Genomic DNA, 22,863 nt, shown 5'->3' on the forward strand with positions numbered 1-22,863 from the left:
GGGGGGGGGGGGGGGGGGGGGGGGGGGGGGGGGGGGGGCGGGCGGGGGGGGGGGGGGGGGGGGGGGGGGGGGGGGGGGGGGGGGGGGGGGGGGGGGGGGGGCCCCCCCGCCGGGGGGGGCGGGCGGCGGGCCGTGGTGGTGCGGGCCGTTTCCCTGGGGTGGTGTTGTCCCCCCGTTGCGGCGTGTTGCTGGCGGGGACGGGTCGGGTGCCGGGTGCCGGGGTGTCCCGTGGTGCGGGGTCCGGGTTCTGGCGTCCCCTCGCGCCCCCTGGCGTCCCCTCGTGTTCCCGGGTGTTCCCGGGTGTTCCCTGGTGTTTCCTGGTTGTGGGGGGCGGGCTCTGGGTGTGGTGGCCCTGGTGTCTCCGGGCTGTGCCGGGTGCCGGGTGCCGGGTGGCGGGCCGGGTGGCGGGTGCCGGGGGGTGTCGCGTGGGTGCGCCGGGTGGGGGGTGTTAGGGGGTGGTGGTGGTGTGGTTGGTGTGGGTGGCGGTTTGGTAGTTGGTGATGTCGAGGTGGCGGGTTTGGCGGCGGAAGGTCCAGGTGTAGGTGGGCCAGATGCTGGGGTTGTTGCCTTGGGTGTCGGTGTACCAGCTGGTGCAGCCGCCTTGGTTCCAGACGGTGTTCTTGAGGCGGGTCTGGATGGTGTGGTTGTAGGTTTTCTGGGCTTCTTCGCGGACTTCGAGGGTGGTGAGGTGGTGGGTGTGGAGGGTTTTGAGGGCGGCGAGGATGTAGGTGATCTGGGCTTCGATCATGACGGTCTGGGAGGAGTGGCCGAGGGTGGTGTTGGGGCCGAGGATCATGAAGAGGTTGGGGAAGCCGTGGATGGTGGTGCCGCGGTGGGCGGTCATGCCGGTGGTGTTCCAGGCGGTGGCGAGGGTGGTGCCGCGGGCGTGGATGCGGTGGGCGATGGGGCGGTTGGTGGCGGTGAAGCCGGTGGCGAGGATGATGGTGTCGATGTCGCGTCGGGTGCCGTCGGCGGTGGTGATGTGGGTGGGGCCGATGTGGGTGATGGTGTCGGAGACGATGTCGACGTTGGGTTGCTGGATGGCGGGGTACCAGGTGTTGGAGAACAGGAGGCGTTTGCAGCCGACGGTGTAGTCGGGGGTGAGGCGTGCGCGTAGGGCGGGGTCTTTGACGCTCTTTTTGAGGTGGCCGGCGGCCATGTTCTTCATGCCGGTGGTGCGGGTGGGGCGGGACATGAAGAACGCGACGATTTCGCGGCCGTGTTTGTTGAAGTTGCGGCGGAAGCGCTGGTAGCCGGGGAGGTGGCGCAGCATCCAGGTGTGGCGGGGGGTGTTGGGTTTGTCGGGTTTGGCGGCGACCCATGGGGGGGTGCGCTGGTAGAGGTCGAGGCGGGCGACGTGGGGCTGGATCTCGGGGACGAACTGGATGGCGGAGGCGCCGGTGCCGATGACGGCGACGTTGCGGCCGGTGAGGTCGTGGTCGTGGTTCCAGCGGGAGGAGTGGAAGACGGTGCCGGTGAAGGTGTCGAGGCCGGGCAGGTCGGGGACGGCGGGGTCGGAGAGGTAGCCGGTGCCGGTGACGAGGATCTGGGCGGTGTAGCGGCCCTGGCTGGTGGTGAGGTTCCAGTGGTGGTGGGTGTCGTCCCAGCGGGCTTCGAGGAGTTCGTGGCGGTAGCGCAGGTGGGCGTCGACGCCGTAGCGGGTGGCGGTCTGGCGCAGGTAGGCGTGGACTTCGGCCTGGGTGGCGAAGGTGGATTTCCACTCGGGGTTGCGGGCGAAGGAGAAGGAGTAGAGGTGGGCCTGGACGTCGCAGGCGCAGCCGGGGTAGGTGTTGTCGCGCCAGGTGCCGCCGAGGTCGTCGGCGCGTTCGAAGACGAGGAAGTCGTTCTCGCCAGCGCGTAGGAGGCCGATGGCGGTGCCGAGGCCGGAGATGCCGGCGCCGATGACGGCGACTTTGAGGTGGCGTACGGCGAGGTCGCCGGTGGGGTGGGGGGTGTCGTGGGCGGCGGGGGTGGCCGCCGCGTCGGCGGTGGCGGTGGGGCCGGCGGGCGGGGCGGCCGTGGTGGTGGCGGTGCCGGTGGGGGTGGCGGTGCCGGTGGGGGTGGCCCCCGCCGCCGGGGCGGGGGCGGTGGGGGCCGTGGCACCGGCCGTGGCACCGGTGGCCGGGGTGGCCGGGGTGCCGGTGGTGCCGGTGGTGGTGTGGGTGGTGCGGTCGGGGGCGGGGGTGGTGGTCATGGCGTCGGTGTCCTCTTCTGCGGTGGCTGAGGTGCCGTCAAGGTGGCCTGAGGGGTCAGGCGCGGCGGGTGAGGGTGACGCGGAAGTTGTTGAAGATGTGGTCTTCGAGGGTGTAGGCGAAGATGTCGAGGTAGCGCTCGAAGCGGGCGACGGTGGTCTCGTCGGTCATGGCGACGGCTTCGTCGCGGCGGGCGGCCAGGAGCTGGAGCCAGGCGCGGCAGGCGCGGGCGAAGGACTCGGGCTCGTTGCGGATCTCGGTGACCTCGAAGAGGCCGTCGAGGCCGGCGGCGAGTTCGGGCAGGCGCGGGATGTGGCAGCCCTCGAACTCCTCGCGCTGGAGGAACTTCAGGTCGTCCAGGAGCTGGCGGCGCAGCGGGGGGTTCTCGACGGTCATGGTGTGCAGGACGAAGCGGGCGCCGGGCTTGAGGAGGGAGTGGATCTGCTTGAAGAAGACGCGGTAGCGCTGGGTGCGCTCCTTGGGGGTGAGGGAGGAGAGCACGAAGTGTTCGAGGGCGTTGATGCAGAACGCGGCGTCGTAGGCGTCCTCGCCCTCGGCGAGGCGGTGGTCCTCCCAGCTTTCGACGCGGGCCTCGATGGCGGGGTTGCCCAGGGCGTCGACGAAGTCGGCCTGGGTGCGGGAGAGGGTGACGCCGACGGCGCGCTTGACGCCGTGGACGGTGGTGAGGCGGTTGAGCATGGTGCCCCAGCCGCAGCCGACGTCCAGGACCTTGTTGGTGTGGGCGGCGCGGGCGAGGTCGGTGAAGGCGTCGAGCTTGCGTTCCTGGGCCTCGTCGAGGACGGCGACGAGGTCCTCGCCGTCCTCCCAGTAGCCGCCGGAGTACATCATGGTCGGGCCCAGGATGAGGCGGTAGAGCTCGTTGGGGACCTCGTAGTGGTGGCGGATGGCCTCGACGTCGGGGTTGATGGAACGGGCTTCGACGGTGGTCATGGGATGGGGCCCCTCGGTTGATGGGTTCGCGGGAACGGACGGACGTGCGGTGGGCCGGCTGACCGGCGTGCGGCCGGCGGCCGGTGGCCGGTGACGGCCGGTGGTGCTCTGCCGCGCCGGCGTGCGGCCGGTGGTGCGGCGGGTGCCTGGTCCTGCTCTGCCGGCTGGCGTGCGGACTCGGGCGGGCCGGCGGGTGCCGGTGGGCACTGCCGTGCGGGGTGACGCTGCGGTGGCCGGTGGCCGGGTGGTGCCGTGCGGGGTGGTGCTGCGGTGGCCGTCCTGGCGGACGGCCGGGTGGTGCTGTCTGAACCGGTGTGCGGGTACGGGGTGTTGGTGCCTGCCGTGCCGTGCCGTGCGGTTCGGGTTCGTGCGGGCCTGGTCCTGCTTTGCCGGCTGGCGTGCGGACTCGGGCGGGCCGGCGGGTGCCCGTGGGCACTGCCGTGCGGGGTGACGCTGTGGTGGCCGTGGCCGGTGGCCGGTGGCCGGGTGGTGCCGTGCGGGGTGGTGCTGCGGTGGCCGTCCTGGCGGACGGCCGGGTGGTGCTGTGCTGAACCGGTGTGCGGGTACGGGGTGTTGGTGCCTGCCGTGCCGTGCCGTGCGGTTCGGGTTCGTGCGGGCCTGGTCCTGCTCTGCTGGCTGGCGTGCGGACTCGGGCGGGCCGGCGGGTGCCCGTGGGCACTGCCGTGCGGGGTGACGCTGTGGTGGCCGTGGCCGTGGCCGGTGGCCGGTGGCCGGTGGCCGGGTGGTGCCGTGCGGGGTGGTGCTGCGGTGGCCGTCCTGGCGGACGGCCGGGTGGTGCTGTGCTGAACCGGTGCGCGGGCGTGGGCTGTTGGTGCCTGCCGTGCCGTGCCGTGCGGTTCGGGTTCGTGCGGGCCTGGTCCTGCTCTGCTGGCTGGCGTGCGGACTCGGGCGGGCCGGCGGGTGCCCGTGGGCACTGCCGTACCGGGTGGCGCTGTCGTGACCTACGGCCTACGGCCGGTGGCCGGGTGGTGCCGTGCGGGGTGGTGCTGTGCCGAACCGGCATTCGGGCGCGGGCTGTTGACGTGTTCCCGTGCCGTTCCGGTTCGCGTGCGCCGGCCCGGCCCGGCCCGGTTGGGCTGGGGCTTGTGGGCCGTGGTGCCGTGCGGTGCGTGCCGGGCCGGGTGGTGCTGTGGTGGCCTGGGTGGTGCGGCGGGTGCCTGGTCCTGCTCTGCTGGCTGGCGTGCGGACTCGGGCGGGCCGGCGGGTGCCGGTGGGCACTGCCGTACCGGGTGGTGCTGCCGTACCGGGTGACGCTGCCGGTGGCCGGTGGCCGGTGGCCGGGTGGTGCGGTGCTGAACCGGTGTGCGGGCGTGGGCTGTTGGTGCCTGCCGTGCCGTGTGCTTCGGGTTCGTGCGGTGCCTGGTCCTGCTCTGCCGGCTGGCGTGCGGACGCGGGCGGGCCGGCGGGTGCCCGGGGGCTTGTGCCGTGCGGGGTGGTGCTGTGGTGGCCGGTCGCCCGGTGGGCCGGTTGCCCGGTTGCCCGGTTGCCCGGTTGCCCGGTTGCCCGGTTGCCCGGTTGCCCGGTGGGCTGGTTGCCCGGTTGCCCGGTTGCCCGGTGGGCCGGTGGGCCGTGGGCCGTGGGCTGGTGGGTGGTCGGTGTGTCGGTCTGGTGGTGGTGGGCGTGCGGGTGCGGTGTGTTGTGGGTCAGGTAAGCGTGTGTCTCGCAAGGGGGGCGCAAGGGGGTCGGGGGGTGGGGGGTTGCGGGGCGTTTGCGCGGGCGGGGGTTTCATGCGGTTTCGACAAGACACGCGGCCCCCACGGCCGGGTCGCCTTCCGTCCGGTTCTTTCCTGCTGGTGTGGCCGGGGGTGCTTGTCCGGGTCTGTTCGCCGGTCCTTCGTGTGTGTCGTCCGGGTGTTGCCGGGTGGCGGGCAGGGGGGGGTGGCGGGCGGGTTGCGGGCGTGGCGCTTCCTGTAGTCGGGCCGCGGCCGGCAGGGGCTCGCGGGCGGGTGGCGGTCCTCGGGTGTTGTCCCGGTTCCCCCCCTTTTTTGTCCGTGTGTTGTGCCGGCCGTCTGCGGTGTGCGTGGCGGCCGGGGCGGGCCGGGGGGCCGGTTCCCGGCAGATCTTCTGTGTTCCCCCCTTTATTCGACGCGTTGACAGCCGCCCGTGTCCCGGTGAGCCGGGGCGGGGCGAGGAGAGGAAACGATCACCCATGTCGCAGATCCCCACCATCGAGGACCTGGCGCAGCAGCTGCAGGCGGTGTCCGGTGCGCGTGAGATCGACGCGGACGCGGCGTTGCAGCACATCGCGGACGTGGACTCGCTGGACCTGATGGAGTGGCTGTACGGGTTCCAGAACCAGTACCCGCACATTCCGGCCGACGAGTCGCTGTTCGCGGACATCGACGACACGACGACGCTGCGGGTGGTGCACGAGCGGATCCTGGCGCTCGTTCCCGCCGAGGGCAACTGAGGCCCCGGGGGCGGGGAGAGAGGGGTCGGGTGAGATGAGCGGTTTCGACGTCGCCGGCTGGGGGATGTGGGTCCCGGAGACGGTGGTGACCAGCGAGGAGCTCGCCGAGCGGTTCGGGGTGGACGAGCACTGGATCGTCTCCCGGTGCGGGATCCGTGAGCGCCGGGCGGTGGGTCCGGGCCAGACCACGGCGTCGATGGCGGTCGAGGCCGGGCGCCGGGCGCTGGAGCGGGCGGGGCTGACGGGTGCGGACATCGCGCACCTGATCGTGGCCACGGCCACCCCGGAGCAGCCCTCGCCGGCGACGTCGGCGTTCGTCCACGACGAGCTGGGGATCGCGGGCAGCGCGCACGACGTGAACTCGGAGTGTGCGGGGTTCGTGTACGCGCTGGTGACGGCGGTGGGCCTGATGCGGATGGATCCGCGGCCGGTGCTGGTGATCGGTTCGGACACGCACACGCAGACCGCGAACCCGGCGGACCGGGACCTGTCGATCCTGGTGGGTGACGGGGCGGGCGCGGTGGTGCTGACGCCGGGTGCGGTGGACCGGATCCGGGCGTGGAACCTGGGCGCGGACGGCTCGTGCAAGAACAGCCTGAAGGTCCTGGCGGGCGGTTCGAGGATGCCGACCACCGCGCAGACCGTCGCGCAGGGGCTGCACTACGCGCAGATCAACGGCAACGAGATCTACCTGAACGCGGTGCGGTACACGGTGCGCACGATCCGGGAGACGCTGGAGCAGGCGAAGATCACCGCGGCCGAGGTGGACCACGTGGTGCCGCACCAGGCGAACATCCGGATCATCAACTCGGTGCTCTCGCACACCGGGATCCCGCAGGACAGGCTGGTGACGAACCTGGAGCGGTACGGCAACACCGCGTCGGGCTCGATCCCGATCGCGTTGGCGGAGGCGCTGGACGCCGGGCGGATCAAGGACGGTGACACGGTCCTGCTGGCCGGGTTCGGCGCCGGGATGACCTGGGGTTCGATCCTGCTGACCTGGGGAGGCGCCCGGTGAGCGCGTCCGCGGCGTTCGGGCCGCGTCCCGCCGCGCCGGTGGCGCTGGTCACCGGCGCCTCCGGGGGGCTGGGCAGTGAGCTGGCGGTGGCGCTGGACGCGGCGGGGTGCCGGGTCGCGGTCCACTACAACAGCTCGCGCGCGGGGGCGGAGAAGACCGCGGCGCGGCTGTCCAACGCGCACGTGCTGGTGACCGGGTCGGTCGCGGACTTCGACGCGGTGAGCGCGATGTACGAGGAGATCCGGGCGGCGCTGGGGCCGGTGGACGTGCTGGTCAACAACGGCGCGATCCGCAAGGACGCGCTGATGGCGATGCAGAACCCCGCCGAGTGGCGCCAGGTGATCGACACCAACCTGATCGGCTCGTTCCACACCGCCAGGGTGTGCGTGCCGGCGATGCTGCGCGCGCGGTGGGGGCGGATCGTCAACATCGTGTCGCCGTCGGGCCTGATCGCCACCGCCGGGCAGACGGCGTACTCGGCGTCGAAGGCGGGGCTGATCGGCCTGACCCGCACGCTGGCCGCGGAGTGCGGGCGGCGCGGGGTGACGGTCAACGCCCTGTCACCCGGTTTCATGATCACCGGGATGACGGACACCCTGCCCGAGCACGTCAAGACCGCGATGCTGGAGAAGGTCCCGGTGCCGCGGTTCGTCACCCCGGCCGAGGTCGCGGCGTCCATCGGCCTGTTCCTGGACCAGGACTGCATGACCGGGCAGGTCATCAGCATCGACTCCGGGGCCTCCATCACCTGAGCCCCCGCCCGCCCCTAGCGGCCCGCCCCCGCCCCCGCGCCCGTCCGGGCGCGGGGGCGGGGGCGGCCTGTGACGGGCCGCACGGGGCCGTAGGGGCGGTGCGGCCGGGCCGCCTGGCCGGCCTGGACGGGCCGCGTGGACGGCGCGTCGGTCGGCCGGTGCGTCCCGTGCGCCCGTCCGTTCGCGGGTCGGTGGGCGGTGTCCCCTCTCCGCCACCGACCCGCCCCCTGCGGGGGGCCTCGCCCGCGCCCGCGCCCGTTCCCGCGCCCGCATCCTCCTTCCCGCGCCCGCATCCTCCTTCCCGCGCCCGCATCCTCGTTCCCGCGCCCGTGCCCGCGCCCGCATCCTCGTTCCCGCGCCCGTGCCCGCGCCCGCATCCTCGTTCCCGCGCCCGTGCCCGCGCCCGCATCCTCGTTCCCGCGCCCGCGCCCGCGTCCCCGCGTCCCCGCGTCCCCGTTCCCGCGTTCCCGCGCCCGCGTCCCTGTTCGCGTGCCCCTGGGCCCGGGGCGGGGGCGCACGCGTTGTCCGGGGCCGGCGTGGGGCGGGCGGTGTGGCGCGGGGGCGGGAGGCCGGGGGTGCCGGGTGTCGCGCCCCCGGCGGGCGGGGGCGTGCCGCGGGGCCTGTGCCGCGGGCGGCCTGCCGGGCCGGGGGTGTGGTGCCGGGGCCGGGTGGGTCAGTTCTCGGGGCTGTGGGTGGACTGCCGGGTGTAGGGGGCGGTGGTGCCGGCGGGGCGAAGCCGGGGGTGGCTCTGTCCGCGAGCACCGGCAGCGGACGGTCCACCCTTTCGGGGGTCCTTGCGATCGGCGGCTGTTCGATGGCCTTCTTCCGCTGTGTCGGCCCGAGACGTAGGTGTGCCGGACCGGGCGGCAGTTGCTGACGTCGAGCCGTGACTTCGGGCGTGATGTCCCGGAATCCGTCACGGGAGCACCAGGGGCATGGCACTGTGTCATCGGTTGATCACGCCATGTCCTGGAGGAGTCCTGCCGTGTCGCATGTCCCTGCTGAGCTCAAGTACACCGACGAGCACGAATGGGTGCGCGTCGAAGCCGACGGAACGCTGACGGTGGGCATCACGGATCATGCCCAGAACACGCTCGGGGACATCGTGTTCCTGGAGCTGCCCGCGGTGGGCAAGCAGGTCAAGGCCGGTGACGCCATCGGTGTCGTGGAGTCGGTCAAGGCCGCCAGCGACTTCTACAGTCCGGTGACCGGCGAGGTCGTCGCCGTCAACGCCGACGCCGTCGACACTCCCGAGGAAGTGAACTCCGACGCCTATGACACCTGGCTGTTCAAGATCAAGCTGGCGGACGGCGCCTCTACCGACAATCTGCTCGACGCCGCCGCCTACGCGAAGTTGATCGGCTGACGCCGCGTCGGCGCGGCGCCGCTCGGCACCGCGCCGATTCGCCGAGCTGCTCGCGCAGCGGTGGACGTCTGCTGTCCGTTCTCGGGTTCTGGCCCGACTTCCGTGACCGATGGCGCTGGGTTGTTCGGTGAGAGGTCGAAGACCGGGTCTTGCCGAAGCTCAGGCTCGGGTGTGCGGGGCGATGGCGGCGGTGCGGTCACCGGCTGCGGCGGCGTGCGCTTCGAGCCGGATGCGGGACCGGGCGGAACCTGTCGAAGCGATCAAGGCAGGTGATCGCGTCGAGCCGAGGACGTGCCGATCCCTGCGGATCGGTGAACCAGCGCAGAGGGGGAGGCTTGAGTCTCCCGTAGGGGGAGGCGCGAGAGTGAGGGCATGGACGGCGACACGCTTTTCACGATCGGTGACCTGGCCCGGCGGACCGGGCTGACGGTCAAGACCATCCGGTTCTACTCCGACACCGGGATCGTGCCGCCGACAGAGCGCAGCCCGGCCGGCTACCGGCTCTACGACATCGGCGCGCTGACGCGTCTGGATCTGGTGCGCACCCTGCGTGACCTGGGACTCGACCTTGCCGTCATCCGGCAGGTGCTGGACCGGGAGGTCTCGGTGCCCGAGGTCGCGGCCGCACACGCCGATGCCCTGGAGGTGCGGATCCGCACGCTGCGCCTGCGGCGCGCTGTGTTGCGCGCGGTGGCCGAACGCGGCTCCGGCCCCGAGGAGATGGACCTCATGCACAAGCTCGCCAGGCTTTCCGACGACGAACGCCGGCGCCTGATCACCGATTTCATCGACGATGCGTTCGGCGGACTCGACGCCAACGCCGACTTCGTGGACATGATGCGCTCGGCCGTGCCGGAACTGCCGGACGACCCCGAACCCGAGCAGGTCGACGCCTGGGCGGAACTCGCCGAGCTCACCCGGGATCCCGACTTCCGCGCGGCCGTGCGCCGCATGGCGCGGTACCAGGCCGGCGAGCGCGCCCAGGGCGACCGCACCGGCTTGCACCACGACCTCACCGAGGCCGTCCGGGACAGCGTCGGCCGCGCGATCGATGCCGGCATCGCCCCGGCCTGCGCCGAGGCCGCACCCGTCGTCGACGCTCTCACCGCCCGCTATGCGCAGACCTTCGGCCGTGCCGACGACGCCGACCTGCGCCACTGGCTGCTGAGGCGCCTGGAAATCGCCGGCGACCCTCGTGCGGAACGCTACTGGCACCTGCTCGCGGTGATCAACGGATGGCCCGTCCCGCCCAGCCTGACTCCGGTGTTCGCGTGGTTCACGCAAGCCTTGCGCGCCAGTACCGGGCAGCCGTCCCGCGCGCAGTAGTCCCGCGCGCAGTAGTCCCGCGCCTGGCGCCCGGCCCGTTCCTCGCGGCTTCGACCGGGCCGCGAGGGCCTCGGGGCGTTCGACGAGGCGGCCGCCCTCGAAGCGGGCTCCGGCGCGGACGGGGGCGACGGGGCGGGGCGCGTCCACGGCCCGCCACCGCTGCCCGGCGGACTCGACGAGCGCGAAGACCACGGCCGGGGCGGCGATGCGGGAGCCGGTACCGAAGGTGGCCTTGGTCCGCGGCCGGACGGCGGAGAAGGTCGACTCGACGGGGTGCGTGCGGCAGCCCCGCCGACCGGGGCACCCGGACCATCCACGGTCCCGCGCTGTCAGCCACCACGGCCGGCCGCCGGCGACTGCCGGGCGACCTCCCGCCGCCGGCCGCACCTGCACACCCTCACTCACCGTGCCCAGGTCACGGACGTCGGGCCGGAACCCGTGCTCGTGAACAGTGCCATCGCGGGCCCGGGTGGAGGGAGCCGAAGGCCGTGCCCCGCACGGACGGCCGGGCGCCGCGGAGGCCGGAGGCGACGGTGCGGGCGAGAGGCCCGGCCTCGGGTGTCCGGGCCGCCGGGTTCGGACTCCTCCGCGAGCCGGTTCTCCCCGCTCCGTCAGGTGATCGCCGCACCTGGCCCGCACTCTACGATCGGGGGCGTGACGATCGACGACGAGTGGCGGGGCGACTTCGACGACACCGACCTCGACGCGCTGCACGCCGACGGCTTCGGCCACCCGGTCACCCGGACCCCCTGGCGGGAACGGCTTGAACGCCACAGCCTCGGCTGGCTCTGCGCTCGGGAGGACGGCTCACTGGTCGGCTTCGTCAACGTGGTCTGGGACGGCGCGGTCCACGCCTTCGTCCTGGACACGGTGGTCGCCCGGCATCGCGAGCGCAGCGGCGTCGGGGCCGCGCTGGTCGCAACCGCCGCGCGCGAAGCCCGTGCCGCGAAGTGCGAGTGGCTCCACGTCGACTTCGAGGAGCACCTTCGTCCGTTCTACGTCGGTGCCTGCGGTTTCAAGGAGACGGCGGCCGGACTGCTCGCCCTGTAGCGCGGCGGACCGGGCCCGGGCCCGGTCCCGGGATGCTGGCCAGGGCCGGCAGCGGTAGCGGCACGCCCTCGCCGGGGCCCTGACCCGGTCTCGGACGTCACGGGGACGTCGGGGTGCCCGCGCCGCCCGCGGTCCGTCCGTCCGCTCGTCCGGCCGCGCGGCGCGGGCGGGCCCGGAGTGTGCCCGGCACCCCCGGGCGCCGTGCGGGGCCGGGGACGGCCGGGGTGCCGGGGACGGCCGGGGGGGTGGGGTGGGGGAACGGCGGCGGGGCCCCCGCCCCCCCGCCCCCCCCCGGGGGGGGGGGGGGGGGGGGGGCCGGGGGGGGGGGGGGGGCCGGGGGGGGGGGGGGGGGGGGGGCAACGGCGGCGGCCCGCCGGCCCCTGCTCCCGGCCGTGGTGGCGGGGAGTCGGGGCGGCGGGCCGCCGTTGCGTGCGCTGCGCGTCCGCGCCCGCGTCCGCGCGGGATCGGGGGCGCTGAGGGTGGGTCAGTTCAGGACGGCGAGCGCGGCGTCGTAGTTCGGCTCGTCGGCGATCTCGGCGACCAGCTCGGTGTGCAGGACGGTGTCGTTCTCGTCCAGGACGACCACGGCGCGCGCGGTCAGGCCGGCCAGCGGGCCGGAGTTGATGGCCACGCCGTAGGCGTCGTGGAAGTCGCGTCCGCGCACGGTGGACAGGGTCTTGACGTTGTCCAGGCCCTCGGCGCCGCAGAACCGGGCCTGCGCGAACGGCAGGTCCGCGGAGATGCACAGCACCACGGTGTTGTCGAGGGCGCCGGCCTGGGCGTTGAAGGTGCGCACCGACGTCGCGCAGGTCGGGGTGTCGATGCTGGGGAAGATGTTGAGGACCTTGCGGGCGCCCGCGAAGTCCTTCAGCGAGGTGTCCGCGAGCCCCGCGCCGACCAGCGTGAACGCCGGAGCCTGGCTGCCGGCGGCGGGCAGCGCGCCGCCGACCTCGACCGGGTTCCCCTTCAGCGTGACCTGAGCCATGAAAAGCCTCCTACCAGCGGTGTACGGGTGTGCAACGCCGCCGATCCTACTGCCCGCCCGCGCCCCGCCCACCCCCCGACCACCGACTGGACACCCCGCCCCGCACCGCCCGCACCCCCTCCCGCACCCGCCCCGCACCGGCCTCCGCGCCCGGCCCGTGCGGGGGCCGGCGGGACGGCTGGGCGGCGATGGCGGCGGTGGTGGGGGCCCGGTGCGGCGGGACGGGGAACCGCTCACCGGGCGCTCCCTTCCCGCCCATCCCGCATCGGCCCCCGCACCCCCTCTCGCATCGGCCTCCGCGCCCGGCCCGTGCGGGGGCCGGCGGGCCGGCGATGGCGGTGGTGGTGGGGGCCCGGTGCGGCGGGACGGGGAACCGCACACCGGGCGCTCCCTTCCCGCCCCAGCCCTGCTGCGCCGCGTGCGGGGCCGGGACGGTGTGGGCCGTGGGCGCGAGGGCTCCTGCCCGCGGACGTCCCGTCCGGCGGTGGGGCGCGGGGGGTTCAGAGTGCGGCGGGAGCGGGGCAGTCGCGCGTCGGACGGTTCGTCCGGCCCGCCTGGGCTGCGCCGTCCCCGCCCCGTCCCCGTCCCCGTTCCCGTTCCCGGCCGCGGCCCCGGTTCTGTCCGTGCGGGGGCGGGGCGGTGGGTCCGTCCGTGGGAAGGGGGGAAGCCGTGCGTCGGCCGGTTCTTGCGGCCTGGCGCCTCAGCCCTGGTCCCGCCTCGGCTCCGTGCCGTGCGAAGGCCGGGGTGGTGGGGGCGCTCGCAGGCGGAGGTTCTGCCGGGCCCGGCTCTGGCCTGCGGCCCGGCGCCGGTGGTGGGGCAGGGGGGCGGCGGGGCGGGTGAGAGGGGGGTCGCGCGCCCGCATGTTCTTGTGGCCTGCCCCGTACCCGGCCCGACTCTGCCCCGTGCGGGGGTTCGCGTGGACGGGAGGGCACCCGCCGGATTCGTACGCGGCCCCGGGCGTGCGGGTGGGGTGGTGCGCAGCGGGGCAGTCGCGCGCCGGTCGGTTCTTCCGCCCCGTCTCGTCGGGGTCCTGGCGCCGTCTCGGCTGCGTTGCGTGCGGGGGCCGGTGTGGTGGGGGAGTCCGTCGGGGACTGCCGCCGGGCCCGGACCCGGTCCCGTGCGCGGGTGTGCGGGCACGGGTGGGGTGGGGGCTGGGTGCGGCGGGGCGGGGGAGCGGTGCGTCGGTCGGTCTTTCGGCCGGGCCCGGCCGCGGCCCGGGCGGAGGCCGGGGTCGTGGGTGCCGGGGTGTGTTCGTGGGCGGGAGGGGCACCGGCCACGTGCTCGTCCCGGGCCCGCCGGCCGGGCGTGCGGGCGCAGCGGTGGGGGCGGGGGGCGGCGGGGCGGGTGAGGGGGCAGTCGCGCGCCGGTCGGTTCTTCCGCCCCGTCTCGTCCGGGTCCTGGCGCCGTCCCGGCTGCGTTGCGTGCGGGGGCCGGTGTGGTGGGGGTGTCCGTGGGCGGGAGGGCTGGCGCCGTCCCCGGTCCCGGCCCGGGGCCCGGGCATAGGGGGTGTGGTGGGGGAGGTGCACGGCGGGCGGTTCTTCCGGCCGGCTCCGTCCCGGTCCGGGCTCGGCTGTGCGCGGACGGCGGCGGAGGTTCCCGTCGGGCCCGGGGGGCCGGGCCCGGGTGTGCGGGCGTGGCGGTGATGGGGCGGGGGCCCGTCCAGGGGGCGGTCCTTTCGGCCGCGTCCGGCTGCGCCCCGTGCGGGTGGGGGCGGTGGTGGTCCGTGGGCGGGGGCCGGCGGGGTGGCGGGGGGTCAGGGGGTGGCGGGCAGGGGGAAGGGGACGCCGGTGAGGTCTTCGGACAGGGCCCACAGGCGGGTGGCGGCCTCGGCGTCCCTGGCGCGGGGGCGAGGGGCACGCGGACGGGGGCGCCGCGCAGTTCGCCGGGGCCGCCGGGGCCGTAGAGCTCGCCGCCGAGGGCGTGGGGGTCGGTGGCCGCGTACAGCTGGGGCAGCGCGCCGCGTTCGGGGCTCTGGGCCAGGGGGCGCAGCAGGCGGCCGTAGAGCAGGCGGACGGCGGGGACGGGAGCGCCGTGCTGCAGGCCGGTGGCGGTGTAGCCGGGGTGGGCGAGGACGCTGCGCACGGGGTGGGCGGCGCGGGTGAGGCGGCGGCGCAGTTCGTGGCCGAAGAGGGCGTTGGCGAGTTTGGACTGGTTGTAGCGGTCCATGGGGGAGTAGGCGCGTGCGGCGGCGGGGTCGTCGAAGTCGATGCGGGCGCGGCGGTGGTTGGCGGAGGTGACGGTGACCACGCGCGGGTCGCGGCCGAGGGCGAGGAGGCCGATGAGGCGGGCGGTGAGGGCGAAGCGGCCGAGGTGGTTGGCGGCGAGCTGCAGTTCGTGGCCGTGGGGGGTGAGGGTGCGCGGCGGGGCGAGGACGCCGGCGTTGTCGACCAGGACGTCGGGGTGCGGGCCGTGTTCGTGCAGGCGGTCGGCGAAGGCGCGGACGCAGGCGGGGTCGCCCAGGTCCAGGCGGTGGACCTGCGGGGCCGGGGCGTCGGGGTGACGCCGGGTCAGTTCGGCGGCGGCGTGCCGTCCGCGGTCCTCGTCGCGCACGGCGAGGACGACGAGGGCGCCCTTGGCGGCGAGGGCGAGGGCGAGGGCGAGGGCGAGGGCGTGGGCGCAGGCCAGGCCCAGGCCGCCGGTGGCGCCGGTGACGACGAACACGCGGCCCCGCTGGGCGGGGACGCGGTCGGTGGTCCAGTCGCTCCGGGGCATGCGGCTCACGGTGCCCCACATGTCACCATGTGTCAAGTCTGACGGGTCGTGACATGCGTGGCGCGGGGTCTAGGATGGGCCGGTGACCTCCCCCGCCCCCGCCGCCGTGTCCCTGGCCCAGCGCAAGCGCCAGCTCGTCGCCGACGAACTCACCCGCTCGGCGCTGGAACTGCTGGCCGGCCAGGGCTTCGACGCCGTCACGGTGGACGAGATCGCCGCGGCCGCGGGCGTGTCCAAGCGGACCTTCTTCCGCTACTTCGCCTCCAAGGAGGACGTGGTCGTCCGCTTCCTGGCCGGTCTGGGCGCCGCCATGCGCGAGGAACTGGCCCGCCGCCCGGCGGGCGAGGCGCCCTCGGTGGCGCTGCGGCACGCGGTGGGGTGCTCCCTCGACGCGTGCGCCGGCCACGCCGAGCGCGCCCGGCGCGTGGTGCGGCTGATCCTCACCACGCCCGCCCTGCTCGCCCGCTTCCTGGAACGCCAGGCCCAGTGGCGCGACGCGCTCGCCGCGGAACTGGCCGCCCGCCTGGACCTCGACCCGGACACCGAGCTCTACCCGCAGCTGGCCGCGGACATGGCCCTCGCGGCCTTCCACGCGGTGCTCCAGCGCTGGAGCGGCGCCGACGGCGGGAGCGCCGACGGCGGCGGTGGCGGTGGCGGCGGTGGTGTGGTGGACGCGGCGGTGCTGACCGACCGGTCCTTCGCCGTCATCGCGCCCGCCCTGGACGCCGTCGTGCGCACCGGCGCCCCGCGCCGCGGCCCCGCGACCGCCTGACCCCCGCCCGCCCGCGCCCGCCCGTGCGGGGCCGGCCGCGCCCCAGTGCGCGCGGCCGGCCCCGGCGTGTCCTTCCACGGCCTGACGGGCCGGCTCCCGCGTAGCGGGCGGCCGGCGCGTGGCGCCGTCGTGCCCGGAGGGTGGGGAGGGGGCGCGGCCCCGGGGGCCGGCCGGGCGAAGGCCGCGCCCCGCGGCGCCGCGGGCGAGCGCCGGCTTTCACGGGGCCTTCGCCCCCGGGACGGGCCGCGGTGCTCGGCTGAGGACCGCGCCGCCGGTGCGTACCGGCGGCGCTCTGCTGCGGCCGGGGCCGGTCCCGAAGGCCACCGCGCCGCCGCCCGCTCGGCCGTCCGCTGCTCCGCCGCCCTGCCGCCCGCTGTCCGCTCGGTCGTCCGCTGCTCCGCCGCCCTGCCGCCCGCTGTCCGCTCGGCCGTCCGCTGCCCGGCCGCCTGTCCCGCCGTCCGGGGCCCGGTTTGATAGGCAAGCCACGGCTTGCCTATGGTGGGGTGGTGACGGACGATGTCCTGTGGAAGGCGCTGGCGGACCCCACCCGTCGCCTCATCCTCGACGAACTCGCGCAGCGCGACGGCCAGTCCCTGTTCGAGATCTGCGCCCGCCTGGCCACCCGGCACGCCCTGGGCCTGTCGAGGCAGGCGGTCAGCCAGCACCTGGCGGTCCTGGAACAGGCCCACCTGGTGCGCACGCGCCGCGAGGGCCGCTACAAGTTCCACGACCTGAACACCGGACCGCTCGAGCGCATCGCCACCCGGTGGCTCGGGCCCCGCACGCCCGAGGAGGCCCCGTGAGGATCAACCTGGCCAGCGTCTTCGTCGACGACCAGGACAAGGCCCTGCGCTTCTACACCGAGGTGCTGGGCTTCGTGAAGAAGACCGAGGTCCCCCTCGGCGGGCACAGCTGGCTCACCGTGGTCTCGCCCGAACAGCCCGACGGCACCGAACTGGTCCTGGAACCCGACCAGCACCCCGCCGCCAAGGCCTACGTCGCGGCGCTCGCCGCCGACGGCATCCCGGCGACCTCCTTCGCCGTGGACGACGTGCACGCCGAGTACGAACGGCTGCGCGCCCTGGGGGTGCGCTTCACCCAGGCACCGCTGGACCTCGGGCCGGTGACCACCGCCGTGCTGGACGACACCTGCGGCAACCTCCTGCAGATCGCCCAGTACCACTGACCGTCCGGCAGCCGGGCACCCGGCACCGCCGGGCACCACTGGCCGTCCGGCACCGCCGGGCACCACTGGCCGTCCGGCACCGCCGGGCCCCACTGACCGTCCGGCGCCGTGGGGCGGGTGGCGGCGCGGACGGGCCCGCCGGTGCCGGCGGCGGGGTGTCCGGGGCCGGGACGGGCAGTGGCGCCCCGCCGCCGCACGGACGCCATCCGCTCCGCGCGGGGTGCGGGGCCGACGGCCGGCGGTCCTCGCCGTTCAGGGAAGCGGGGCCGCGGGGCGGCCGGGGCGGCTCACCCGTCCCGGCCGCCGGTGCGGGATGCGGGCAGGGGACAGCGGCCGGTGGGGCAGGAGGTGCCCGTGCGGCCGCGGGTGAGGACGCGCAGCAGTGCCGCGGTCCAGCACAGCGGGCAGCCGCGCAGCGCGTACAGGCCCGCCGGTGCCAGCAGCAGGGCGCCCGCCCCCAGGACCGGCAGCAGCGCCACCGAGGCGGCCAGCGCGCCGAACCCGGCCGCGCCGCGCGCCAGATGACGGGGCAGGGACGGCGTCCCGGCCTCCTGCTCCTGCGCCCGCTTCACCGCGCGTTTCACCGCGACCGCCCCTCCGCCGCGACCGCGACCGTGACCGCGGCCGGGCCGGGGCCGGGGGTTGGGGCGGGGGCGGGGGTGGGGCGCAGGGTGTGGCGCAGGGCGGCGCGGGCGCGGTGCAGGCGGGACTTCATCGCGGCCTGCCCGATCCCGAGTTCCTCGGCCACCGCCCGCCCGCTGCGTCCCTGCACGTCGCGCAGCACCAGCACCCGGCGCTGGTCGGGCGGCAGCGCGGCCACCGCGGCCGCGATCCGGCGCGCCTCCAGGCGCCGCAGCGCCTCCTCCTCCGCCGACGCCAGGCCCGCCCGTCCGCCGCCCCCGCCGACCCCGCCGCCCCCGCCGACCCCGCCGACCCCGCCCCCGCCGCTGCCGCTGCCGGTGGCGGTGGCGTCGTCCGCGGACGCGGCCGGGTGGTGGCGCAGCGCGGCCCGGGCGCGGCGCAGGCACTCGTTGCGCACGATCCGGAACATCCACGACGCCAGCGCCGTGGAGGCCCGCAGCATGCCGACCCTGCGGTACAGCACGATCAGCGCCTCCTGCGCGGCGTCCTCGGCGTCCTCCCGGCTCGCGCACAACGAGCCGGCGAAACGCCGTACATGGGGATGCGAGGCCGTCACCAGCGCGGCCAGCGCCTCGGCGTCCCCGCGCTGCGCGGCCGCCACCAGCACCTCACCGGGCCACCCCGCGCCCTCCACCAGGCCCTCCACCGCGCCCTCAGCCACGCCCGCCACCACGCCCGCGCCGCACGGCGAAGACGCAGGCGCACAGCAGCACCCCGCCCACGAGCACACCGACACCGACCACCACGACGACCTCCCGCAAACGCTTCCGTCACCGGGCCCCCACGGGCCCGCGACCAGGGCCCGCGGTCCGGGCCCGCCCATAAGAGGCACCCGGAGGGCAAAAGGATTCACCCCCGCCCCCGGTGCCGTGAGAGCATCGCCCGGTGCGCCGACTGACAGTCCTGGGAACCAGTGCCGCCCACCCCGAAGCCGGCCGCGCCGCCAGCGGCTTCCTCCTCGAACACGACGGCTACCGCCTCGCCCTCGACCTCGGCTACGCCACCTTCCCCCGCCTGCTCCACCACACCCCCGCCACCGGCCTCGACGCCGTCGTCATCACCCACGAACACCCCGACCACTGCGCCGACCTCAGCGCCCTCGCCCGCGCCCGCTACTTCACCACCCCCCGCCCGGTGCGCCTGCCCCTGTACTGCCCTGCGGGCGTCGTGCGACGCGTCCAGGCGATGGAACCCAGCGAAGACCTCCACGACGTCTTCGACATCCACCCCCTGCCCGCCCACGCCACCGTCCACCGCCTGGGCCCGCTGCGCCTGGAGAGCGCCGCGCTGCCCCACCACGTCCCCCACGCGGGCGTGCGTCTGAGCGCCCCGGGCCTGACCCTCGCCTACAGCGGCGACGCGGGACCGGGCCCCGCCCTCACCCGCCTCGCCGCCGGCGCCGACCTGCTCATCGCCGGCGCCACCCTGTGCGGCACCCAGGCGCACGACCCCCGCCTGCTCAGCGCCGCCCAGGCCGGCACCACCGCCCGCGACGCCGGCGCCGCCCGCCTGCTGCTCACCCACTTCTGGCCCGGCACCGACCGCTCCCTGCCCCTCGCCGAGGCCCGCCGCACCTACGGAGGCGACGTCACCGCCGCCGAGGAGGACATGCACCTGCCCCTGTGACCCCCACCGGCCCCGCCCCGGAGGCCGGGAAAGCCGGCCCGGACGCCCCGCCGCCCGGAGGCCGGGAGGCTGCCCGGGGTACGGGAAGCCGGCCCGGACGCCCCGCCGGCGGGGCAGACGTCCCGCGCAGGGCCGGGCCGAGGAGCCGGGCAGGGCGGGCCGGGGGCAGGGCGGGGCGGGTCGCCGGAGCGGAGGGGATGCCCGCGGCCCGGCCGCGCCGGGGCCGGAACACCGGGCCGGCACACCGGCCGGAGCAGCGGCTCCCCGTGTCGGGCCGGGGCGGCGATACGGGTCCGCCAGGGAGCCGAGCGCGCCGTCCCCGCCACGGCCCCGCTGCCGGGCCGGGGTGGGGGTGGTGGTTCGAGGGGCCGGGGGCGGGACCGTCGTGGTCGTGGGTGTTGTCGGCCTGTGCCGGGCCGGTGGTGGGTGGTCTGGGCCGACACAGGGACGGCGGGCTCGACTTCCGGCGCGGGTGGGGCCCGGGCCGAGCTGGGGGGTGACGGGCCGTGGGCGGTGCTGGTGGTGGGTGCCCCGTGCCGGGCCGGTGGCTGGTGGCGTGGCCCGTGCGGGGTGCGGGGTGCGGGAAGTCGGTGGGGCCGACTTCCTGTACGGGCAGGGGAGTGGGTTCGGGTGCTGGGGTGCCTGGTGGGGTGGAGTCGGGGCTCCGGCTCGTGGGTGGCGGGCCGGTGGTGGGTGGGGAAGCCGGCGGGGCCGGGCTTCCCGGGCTGACGGCGGCCACCGGGGACCACCGCGGACGGCCCGGTTGTGGCGCCGAGTGACGGCCGACGCCCGGCGGGACGGCGGGCCCGAAGCGTGGTCGGGCGCTGCGCCCGTGGTGCAGGGGCCGGTCGACGGTCGCGGTGGCGGGGGTCTTGGGCATGATCTCCTTCGCCCCGGTCCCACCGCGGCCACATCGCCGGCTCGGGTATCCACGGCCGGAAGACCCTGCGGCCCCGGCCCGGGAGAACTCCTTCGCCGCGGCGACGGCCCGGCGGGTGGGCGGTCGGTGCCGGTGAAGCCCGTCGCGGCGATCTTCTTGTGAACAGCGTCGGCGCCGACCCGGCCGCAGGACCGCTCGGCCGGTTCCGCCCGGGGAGATCAGCTGTCCCCCCCCGGGCGGAACAGACGCGCACGGGGGTTGTCTCTCCGACGGGCCGCACCTGGCCCCCGGGGGGGCGGACGGGGCGCCGCGCCCCCGAGCCGCGCGCCGGCGCGGGATCCGCGGGCGGGGCCGCCGTCACGGGTGTGCCGCCGGCGGCCGGATGACTGCCCGTCGGCCGGCCGTGAGCCGGGGGACGCGAACCGGCCGCCGGCCCGGCGCGGCGCACGGGTGCGGGCCGGGTGCGGGGCTCGGCCCGTACGGGGCCGGCCGGGGTGTCAGCGGGGGCGGGTGGCGGGCTGGAGGCGGAAGGAGAGGGCTTCCAGCAGGCGGCGGTGGCGGGTCTTGTGGACCGCGGCGATGCGCCACCGGCCGTCCGCCTCGCGCACCAGGGTGTAGGTGGCGACCTTGCCCAGCCGCCGGGGGCGGCCCTTGTGGACCTCGCCGCGGGCCACCGCCACCGCCGTGTCCGGCCCCGGGAACCGCAGGTCCGTCACCTCGGTGGTGAGCCCGGTGCCCTTGAGGAACCCGTCGAACAGGGCCTGGTGCGCGCGCCCGATCTCCGCTGCGCCCCGGTAGAGGGTGCCGGCGAAGGTGACGTCGGTGGCGTCCGCGGTGAACTGCGCGCCGTACGCGGCGCCGTCGCCGCGCCCCCAGGCCTCGGCGCTGCGCGCCAGCAGGGCGTGGATCGCGGCGGTGTCGGCCTGCCGGGAGGTGCCGGCGACGGCGGGGCGGGAGGTGTCGGGCGCGGGCATGGAGGCCCCCTTCATGGTAGCTTCGTCAGAGAAGAAGCTTCATTGAGGATTTCTCTTCCTTGAGGAAGAGATTAGGGAGGAGGGGGTTCGCGTGTCAACGCCCGAGACGCCGGAGGGCGCCAGTGAGGTCTACCGGCGGTACGTGAGCGCGGTCCTGTTCCACGGCCACGCCGCGGCGCGGGCCTGCGGCCTGGGCGCCACCGACCTGTACGCGCTGAACATCCTGCGGCTGGCCGGTGCCATGACCCCCGGTGAGCTGGCCGCCCGCACCGGGCTGACCACCGGTCCCACCACGCGCCTGATCGACCGTCTGGAACGGGCGGGCCACGTGCGCCGCACCCCCGACGCCTCGGACCGGCGCAAGGTCCTCGTCGAGCCGCTGGCCGTCCCCGCCGCCCTCGACGAGGCGCTGGAGCCGGCCCGCCGCGGTGTCGGCGAGATCATCGCCGACTGCACCCCCGAGGAGCGCGAGGTTCTCTTCGGCTACTTCGCCCGCGCCGCCGACGCCTACCAGCGCGCCGCCGAGCAGCTGCGCGGTGGCGGCGCCTGAACGGACCACGGACCACGGACCGTGGACCGTGGACCGTGGGCCCGGGCCACGGGCCCACGGGGGTGCGGCGGCGGGCCGCGGTCCGCGGGTCAGTCGAGGGCGAGGCGCTTGTTGAGGGCCTCGCCCGAGGGCAGGGGGTCGATGAAGCGGTGGAGGAGGGTGAGCGCCGCGTCGGTGTCCAGGCCCTCGCAGGCGGCGTCCGTCGCGGCGTAGAGGAACTCCTCGATCGCGGCGACCTCGCTGGCCAGGCGTTCGCCCTCGGGGGTGAGGCTGAGCCGCAGGTAGCGGCGGTCGGCCGCGTCGGTACGGCGCTCGACCAGCCCGGCCGCCACGACGCGTTCCACCAGCCGGCTCGGGTTGGTGCCGCTCTCGCACACCAGCAGCTGGCCGAGCCCGCTCAGGCTCAGGGTGCCGTGCTGCTGGAGCAGGCGCAGCACCTCGGCCTGGGAGGGGGTGATGCCGTGGGGCTTGAGGGCCTGGATCAGCAGCCGGTTGCCCTCGCGCTGGGCCGCCAGGATCGCGAACCGCAGGTGTTCGGCCTTACGCACCGGCGGCCTGCCCGGTGGCCTGCCCGGCGGCGGGGAGGGCGGCGAGGAAGTCGGTGACCGCGGCGGCGTAGGCGCCGGGGTGGGAGAAGCGGAACATGTGGCCGGTGCGCGCGAGCACGACCTCCCGGGCGTCGGGGATGCCCGCGAGCATGACCTTGGAGGCCTTCTCGCCGATCAGCACGTCGTGCGCGGGGGTCAGGATCAGGGTCGGGACCCGGACGCGGCCCAGCGCGCCGGTGTAGTCGGCGCCGAGAACGGCCCGCACCCGGGCGTCGAAGGACGCGGCCGGGGTGTTGGCCAGGAACAGCTCGCGGCTGCGCGCCTCGTTCCAGGGCACCTGCCCCTCGCCGTCGAACGGGGAGGCGAGGCGGCGGGCGTGCACGCGCAGCGTCAGCTGCCGGTAGAGCGGGCCGCGGGCCTTTCCGGCCGCCCGCATCAGGGCCTTCCACGCCTTCGAGTCGACCGGGTCGGCCGCGAACCCGCCGGACAGGACCAGGGCGCGCAGGCCGGGCGGGCGGCGGGTGGCGAGCGCGAGCGCGATGTTCGCGCCGAACGAGTCGCCGACCAGCACGTAGTCCTCCAGGTCCGCGACCGCGTCCCGGACGTGGTCGGCGTAGCCCTCGATGTCGCCGACCCCCTCGGGCAGGCGCAGCGTGCGCCGGGGTGCCTGCCCGTAGGGGGCGAGCTGCTCGGCGCTCCACGGGGCGCCCGACAGGCACGGGACGAAGACGAGGGTCGGATTCTTCTCTGAGGTGCTCATAACGGACACGTTACACGACACATGTGTTGTGTCATATGTAGGCGGATGGGGGTCCACACCCGGGTAGGGGCGGGGAGGGGTGATCGGGGGCGCCGGAGGGAGCTGGGGCGGCTGGTGGAGGCGGTTGGTGGAGGTGGCGCGG

At 75.9% G+C, this 22,863-nt stretch carries 19 protein-coding genes and 1 pseudogene; 11 read left to right on the forward strand and 9 right to left on the reverse strand.

Annotated elements, in window-relative coordinates; genetic code table 11:
* Nucleotides 1–448: 448 nt before the first annotated feature.
* Together ACIRD3_RS10695 and ACIRD3_RS10700 are read right to left on the reverse strand one after the other, a co-directional pair.
* Nucleotides 449–2,194 carry a flavin-containing monooxygenase gene (locus ACIRD3_RS10695; protein WP_402214058.1) on the reverse strand — a complete coding sequence of 582 codons (1,746 nt, stop codon included), beginning with the start codon at nucleotides 2,192–2,194 and terminating at the stop codon, nucleotides 449–451.
* A gap of 55 nt (nucleotides 2,195–2,249) precedes the next feature.
* Nucleotides 2,250–3,143 (reverse strand): class I SAM-dependent methyltransferase, encoded by an 894-nt coding sequence (locus ACIRD3_RS10700; RefSeq protein WP_402214060.1) that lies wholly within the window; start codon nucleotides 3,141–3,143, stop codon nucleotides 2,250–2,252.
* 2,170 nt (nucleotides 3,144–5,313) lie between these two features.
* Between ACIRD3_RS10700 and ACIRD3_RS10705 the strand changes: the two genes are divergently transcribed.
* The 6 genes from ACIRD3_RS10705 (at nucleotide 5,314) to ACIRD3_RS10730 (ending at nucleotide 11,086) form a co-directional block, all read left to right on the forward strand.
* Nucleotides 5,314–5,574, forward strand: a complete 261-nt coding sequence (locus ACIRD3_RS10705) for a hypothetical protein (protein WP_402214061.1) — start codon at nucleotides 5,314–5,316, stop codon at nucleotides 5,572–5,574.
* 34 nt (nucleotides 5,575–5,608) lie between these two features.
* The gene (locus ACIRD3_RS10710; protein WP_402214063.1) at nucleotides 5,609–6,592 is read left to right on the forward strand and encodes a 3-oxoacyl-ACP synthase III family protein; all 984 of its coding nucleotides are present in this window, start codon (nucleotides 5,609–5,611) and stop codon (nucleotides 6,590–6,592) included.
* Nucleotides 6,589–7,344 (forward strand): SDR family NAD(P)-dependent oxidoreductase, encoded by a 756-nt coding sequence (locus tag ACIRD3_RS10715; protein ID WP_402214065.1) that lies wholly within the window; start codon nucleotides 6,589–6,591, stop codon nucleotides 7,342–7,344. Before ACIRD3_RS10710 ends, ACIRD3_RS10715 begins: the two co-directional genes overlap by 4 nt.
* Before the next feature lie 964 nt (nucleotides 7,345–8,308).
* On the forward strand, nucleotides 8,309–8,710 hold the full coding sequence (gene gcvH, locus ACIRD3_RS10720; protein ID WP_402214067.1) for a glycine cleavage system protein GcvH: 402 nt from the start codon (nucleotides 8,309–8,311) through the stop codon (nucleotides 8,708–8,710).
* Between the two features lie 372 nt (nucleotides 8,711–9,082).
* Nucleotides 9,083–10,036, forward strand: a complete 954-nt coding sequence (locus ACIRD3_RS10725; protein ID WP_402214069.1) for a MerR family transcriptional regulator — start codon at nucleotides 9,083–9,085, stop codon at nucleotides 10,034–10,036.
* Between the two features lie 654 nt (nucleotides 10,037–10,690).
* Nucleotides 10,691–11,086, forward strand: coding sequence for a GNAT family N-acetyltransferase (locus ACIRD3_RS10730; protein ID WP_402214071.1), 396 nt, complete (start codon nucleotides 10,691–10,693; stop codon nucleotides 11,084–11,086).
* 484 nt (nucleotides 11,087–11,570) lie between these two features.
* Here the strand turns inward: ACIRD3_RS10730 and tpx are convergent, their stop codons facing one another.
* Nucleotides 11,571–12,071, reverse strand: a complete 501-nt coding sequence (gene tpx, locus ACIRD3_RS10735) for a thiol peroxidase (RefSeq protein ID WP_402214073.1) — start codon at nucleotides 12,069–12,071, stop codon at nucleotides 11,571–11,573.
* Between the two features lie 1,753 nt (nucleotides 12,072–13,824).
* Nucleotides 13,825–14,783, reverse strand: a pseudogene (locus tag ACIRD3_RS10740) (oxidoreductase).
* Between the two features lie 106 nt (nucleotides 14,784–14,889).
* On the opposite strand from ACIRD3_RS10740, the gene ACIRD3_RS10745 reads away from it, so the two are divergent.
* The 3 genes from ACIRD3_RS10745 to ACIRD3_RS10755 all read left to right on the forward strand — a co-directional run bounded on the left by ACIRD3_RS10745 (nucleotide 14,890) and on the right by ACIRD3_RS10755 (nucleotide 16,741).
* Complete coding sequence (locus ACIRD3_RS10745) at nucleotides 14,890–15,555, forward strand: TetR family transcriptional regulator (protein WP_402214733.1); 666 nt, start codon at nucleotides 14,890–14,892, stop codon at nucleotides 15,553–15,555.
* A gap of 506 nt (nucleotides 15,556–16,061) precedes the next feature.
* On the forward strand, nucleotides 16,062–16,358 hold the full coding sequence (locus ACIRD3_RS10750; RefSeq protein ID WP_402214074.1) for an ArsR/SmtB family transcription factor: 297 nt from the start codon (nucleotides 16,062–16,064) through the stop codon (nucleotides 16,356–16,358).
* On the forward strand, nucleotides 16,355–16,741 hold the full coding sequence (locus ACIRD3_RS10755; RefSeq protein WP_402214076.1) for a VOC family protein: 387 nt from the start codon (nucleotides 16,355–16,357) through the stop codon (nucleotides 16,739–16,741). The genes ACIRD3_RS10750 and ACIRD3_RS10755 overlap by 4 nt, the downstream gene beginning before the upstream one ends.
* 287 nt (nucleotides 16,742–17,028) lie before the next feature.
* On the opposite strand, the gene ACIRD3_RS10760 is transcribed toward ACIRD3_RS10755, so the two are convergent.
* Together ACIRD3_RS10760 and ACIRD3_RS10765 are read right to left on the reverse strand one after the other, a co-directional pair.
* Nucleotides 17,029–17,325, reverse strand: coding sequence for a hypothetical protein (locus tag ACIRD3_RS10760; protein WP_402214078.1), 297 nt, complete (start codon nucleotides 17,323–17,325; stop codon nucleotides 17,029–17,031).
* Complete coding sequence (locus ACIRD3_RS10765) at nucleotides 17,322–18,044, reverse strand: RNA polymerase sigma factor (protein ID WP_402214080.1); 723 nt, start codon at nucleotides 18,042–18,044, stop codon at nucleotides 17,322–17,324. The genes ACIRD3_RS10760 and ACIRD3_RS10765 overlap by 4 nt, the downstream gene beginning before the upstream one ends.
* 224 nt (nucleotides 18,045–18,268) lie before the next feature.
* On the opposite strand from ACIRD3_RS10765, the gene ACIRD3_RS10770 reads away from it, so the two are divergent.
* Nucleotides 18,269–19,009, forward strand: a complete 741-nt coding sequence (locus tag ACIRD3_RS10770) for an MBL fold metallo-hydrolase (protein WP_402214082.1) — start codon at nucleotides 18,269–18,271, stop codon at nucleotides 19,007–19,009.
* A 1,377-nt stretch (nucleotides 19,010–20,386) separates the two neighbouring features.
* Here ACIRD3_RS10770 and ACIRD3_RS10775 read toward each other — a convergent pair.
* A complete protein-coding gene (locus tag ACIRD3_RS10775) occupies nucleotides 20,387–20,863 on the reverse strand; it encodes a YybH family protein (RefSeq protein WP_402214084.1) in 477 nt (158 codons plus the stop codon).
* 91 nt (nucleotides 20,864–20,954) lie between these two features.
* On the opposite strand from ACIRD3_RS10775, the gene ACIRD3_RS10780 reads away from it, so the two are divergent.
* A complete protein-coding gene (locus ACIRD3_RS10780; protein ID WP_402214086.1) occupies nucleotides 20,955–21,413 on the forward strand; it encodes a MarR family winged helix-turn-helix transcriptional regulator in 459 nt (152 codons plus the stop codon).
* A gap of 89 nt (nucleotides 21,414–21,502) precedes the next feature.
* Here ACIRD3_RS10780 and ACIRD3_RS10785 read toward each other — a convergent pair whose 3' ends face one another.
* A complete protein-coding gene (locus tag ACIRD3_RS10785) occupies nucleotides 21,503–21,961 on the reverse strand; it encodes a MarR family winged helix-turn-helix transcriptional regulator (protein ID WP_402214088.1) in 459 nt (152 codons plus the stop codon).
* Nucleotides 21,954–22,721 (reverse strand): alpha/beta fold hydrolase, encoded by a 768-nt coding sequence (locus ACIRD3_RS10790; RefSeq protein ID WP_402214090.1) that lies wholly within the window; start codon nucleotides 22,719–22,721, stop codon nucleotides 21,954–21,956. Before ACIRD3_RS10790 ends, ACIRD3_RS10785 begins: the two co-directional genes overlap by 8 nt.
* Nucleotides 22,722–22,863: the final 142 nt, after the last annotated feature.

The sequence above is a fragment of the Kitasatospora sp. NPDC093550 genome (assembly GCF_044764985.1).
Taxonomy (GTDB): domain Bacteria; phylum Actinomycetota; class Actinomycetes; order Streptomycetales; family Streptomycetaceae; genus Kitasatospora.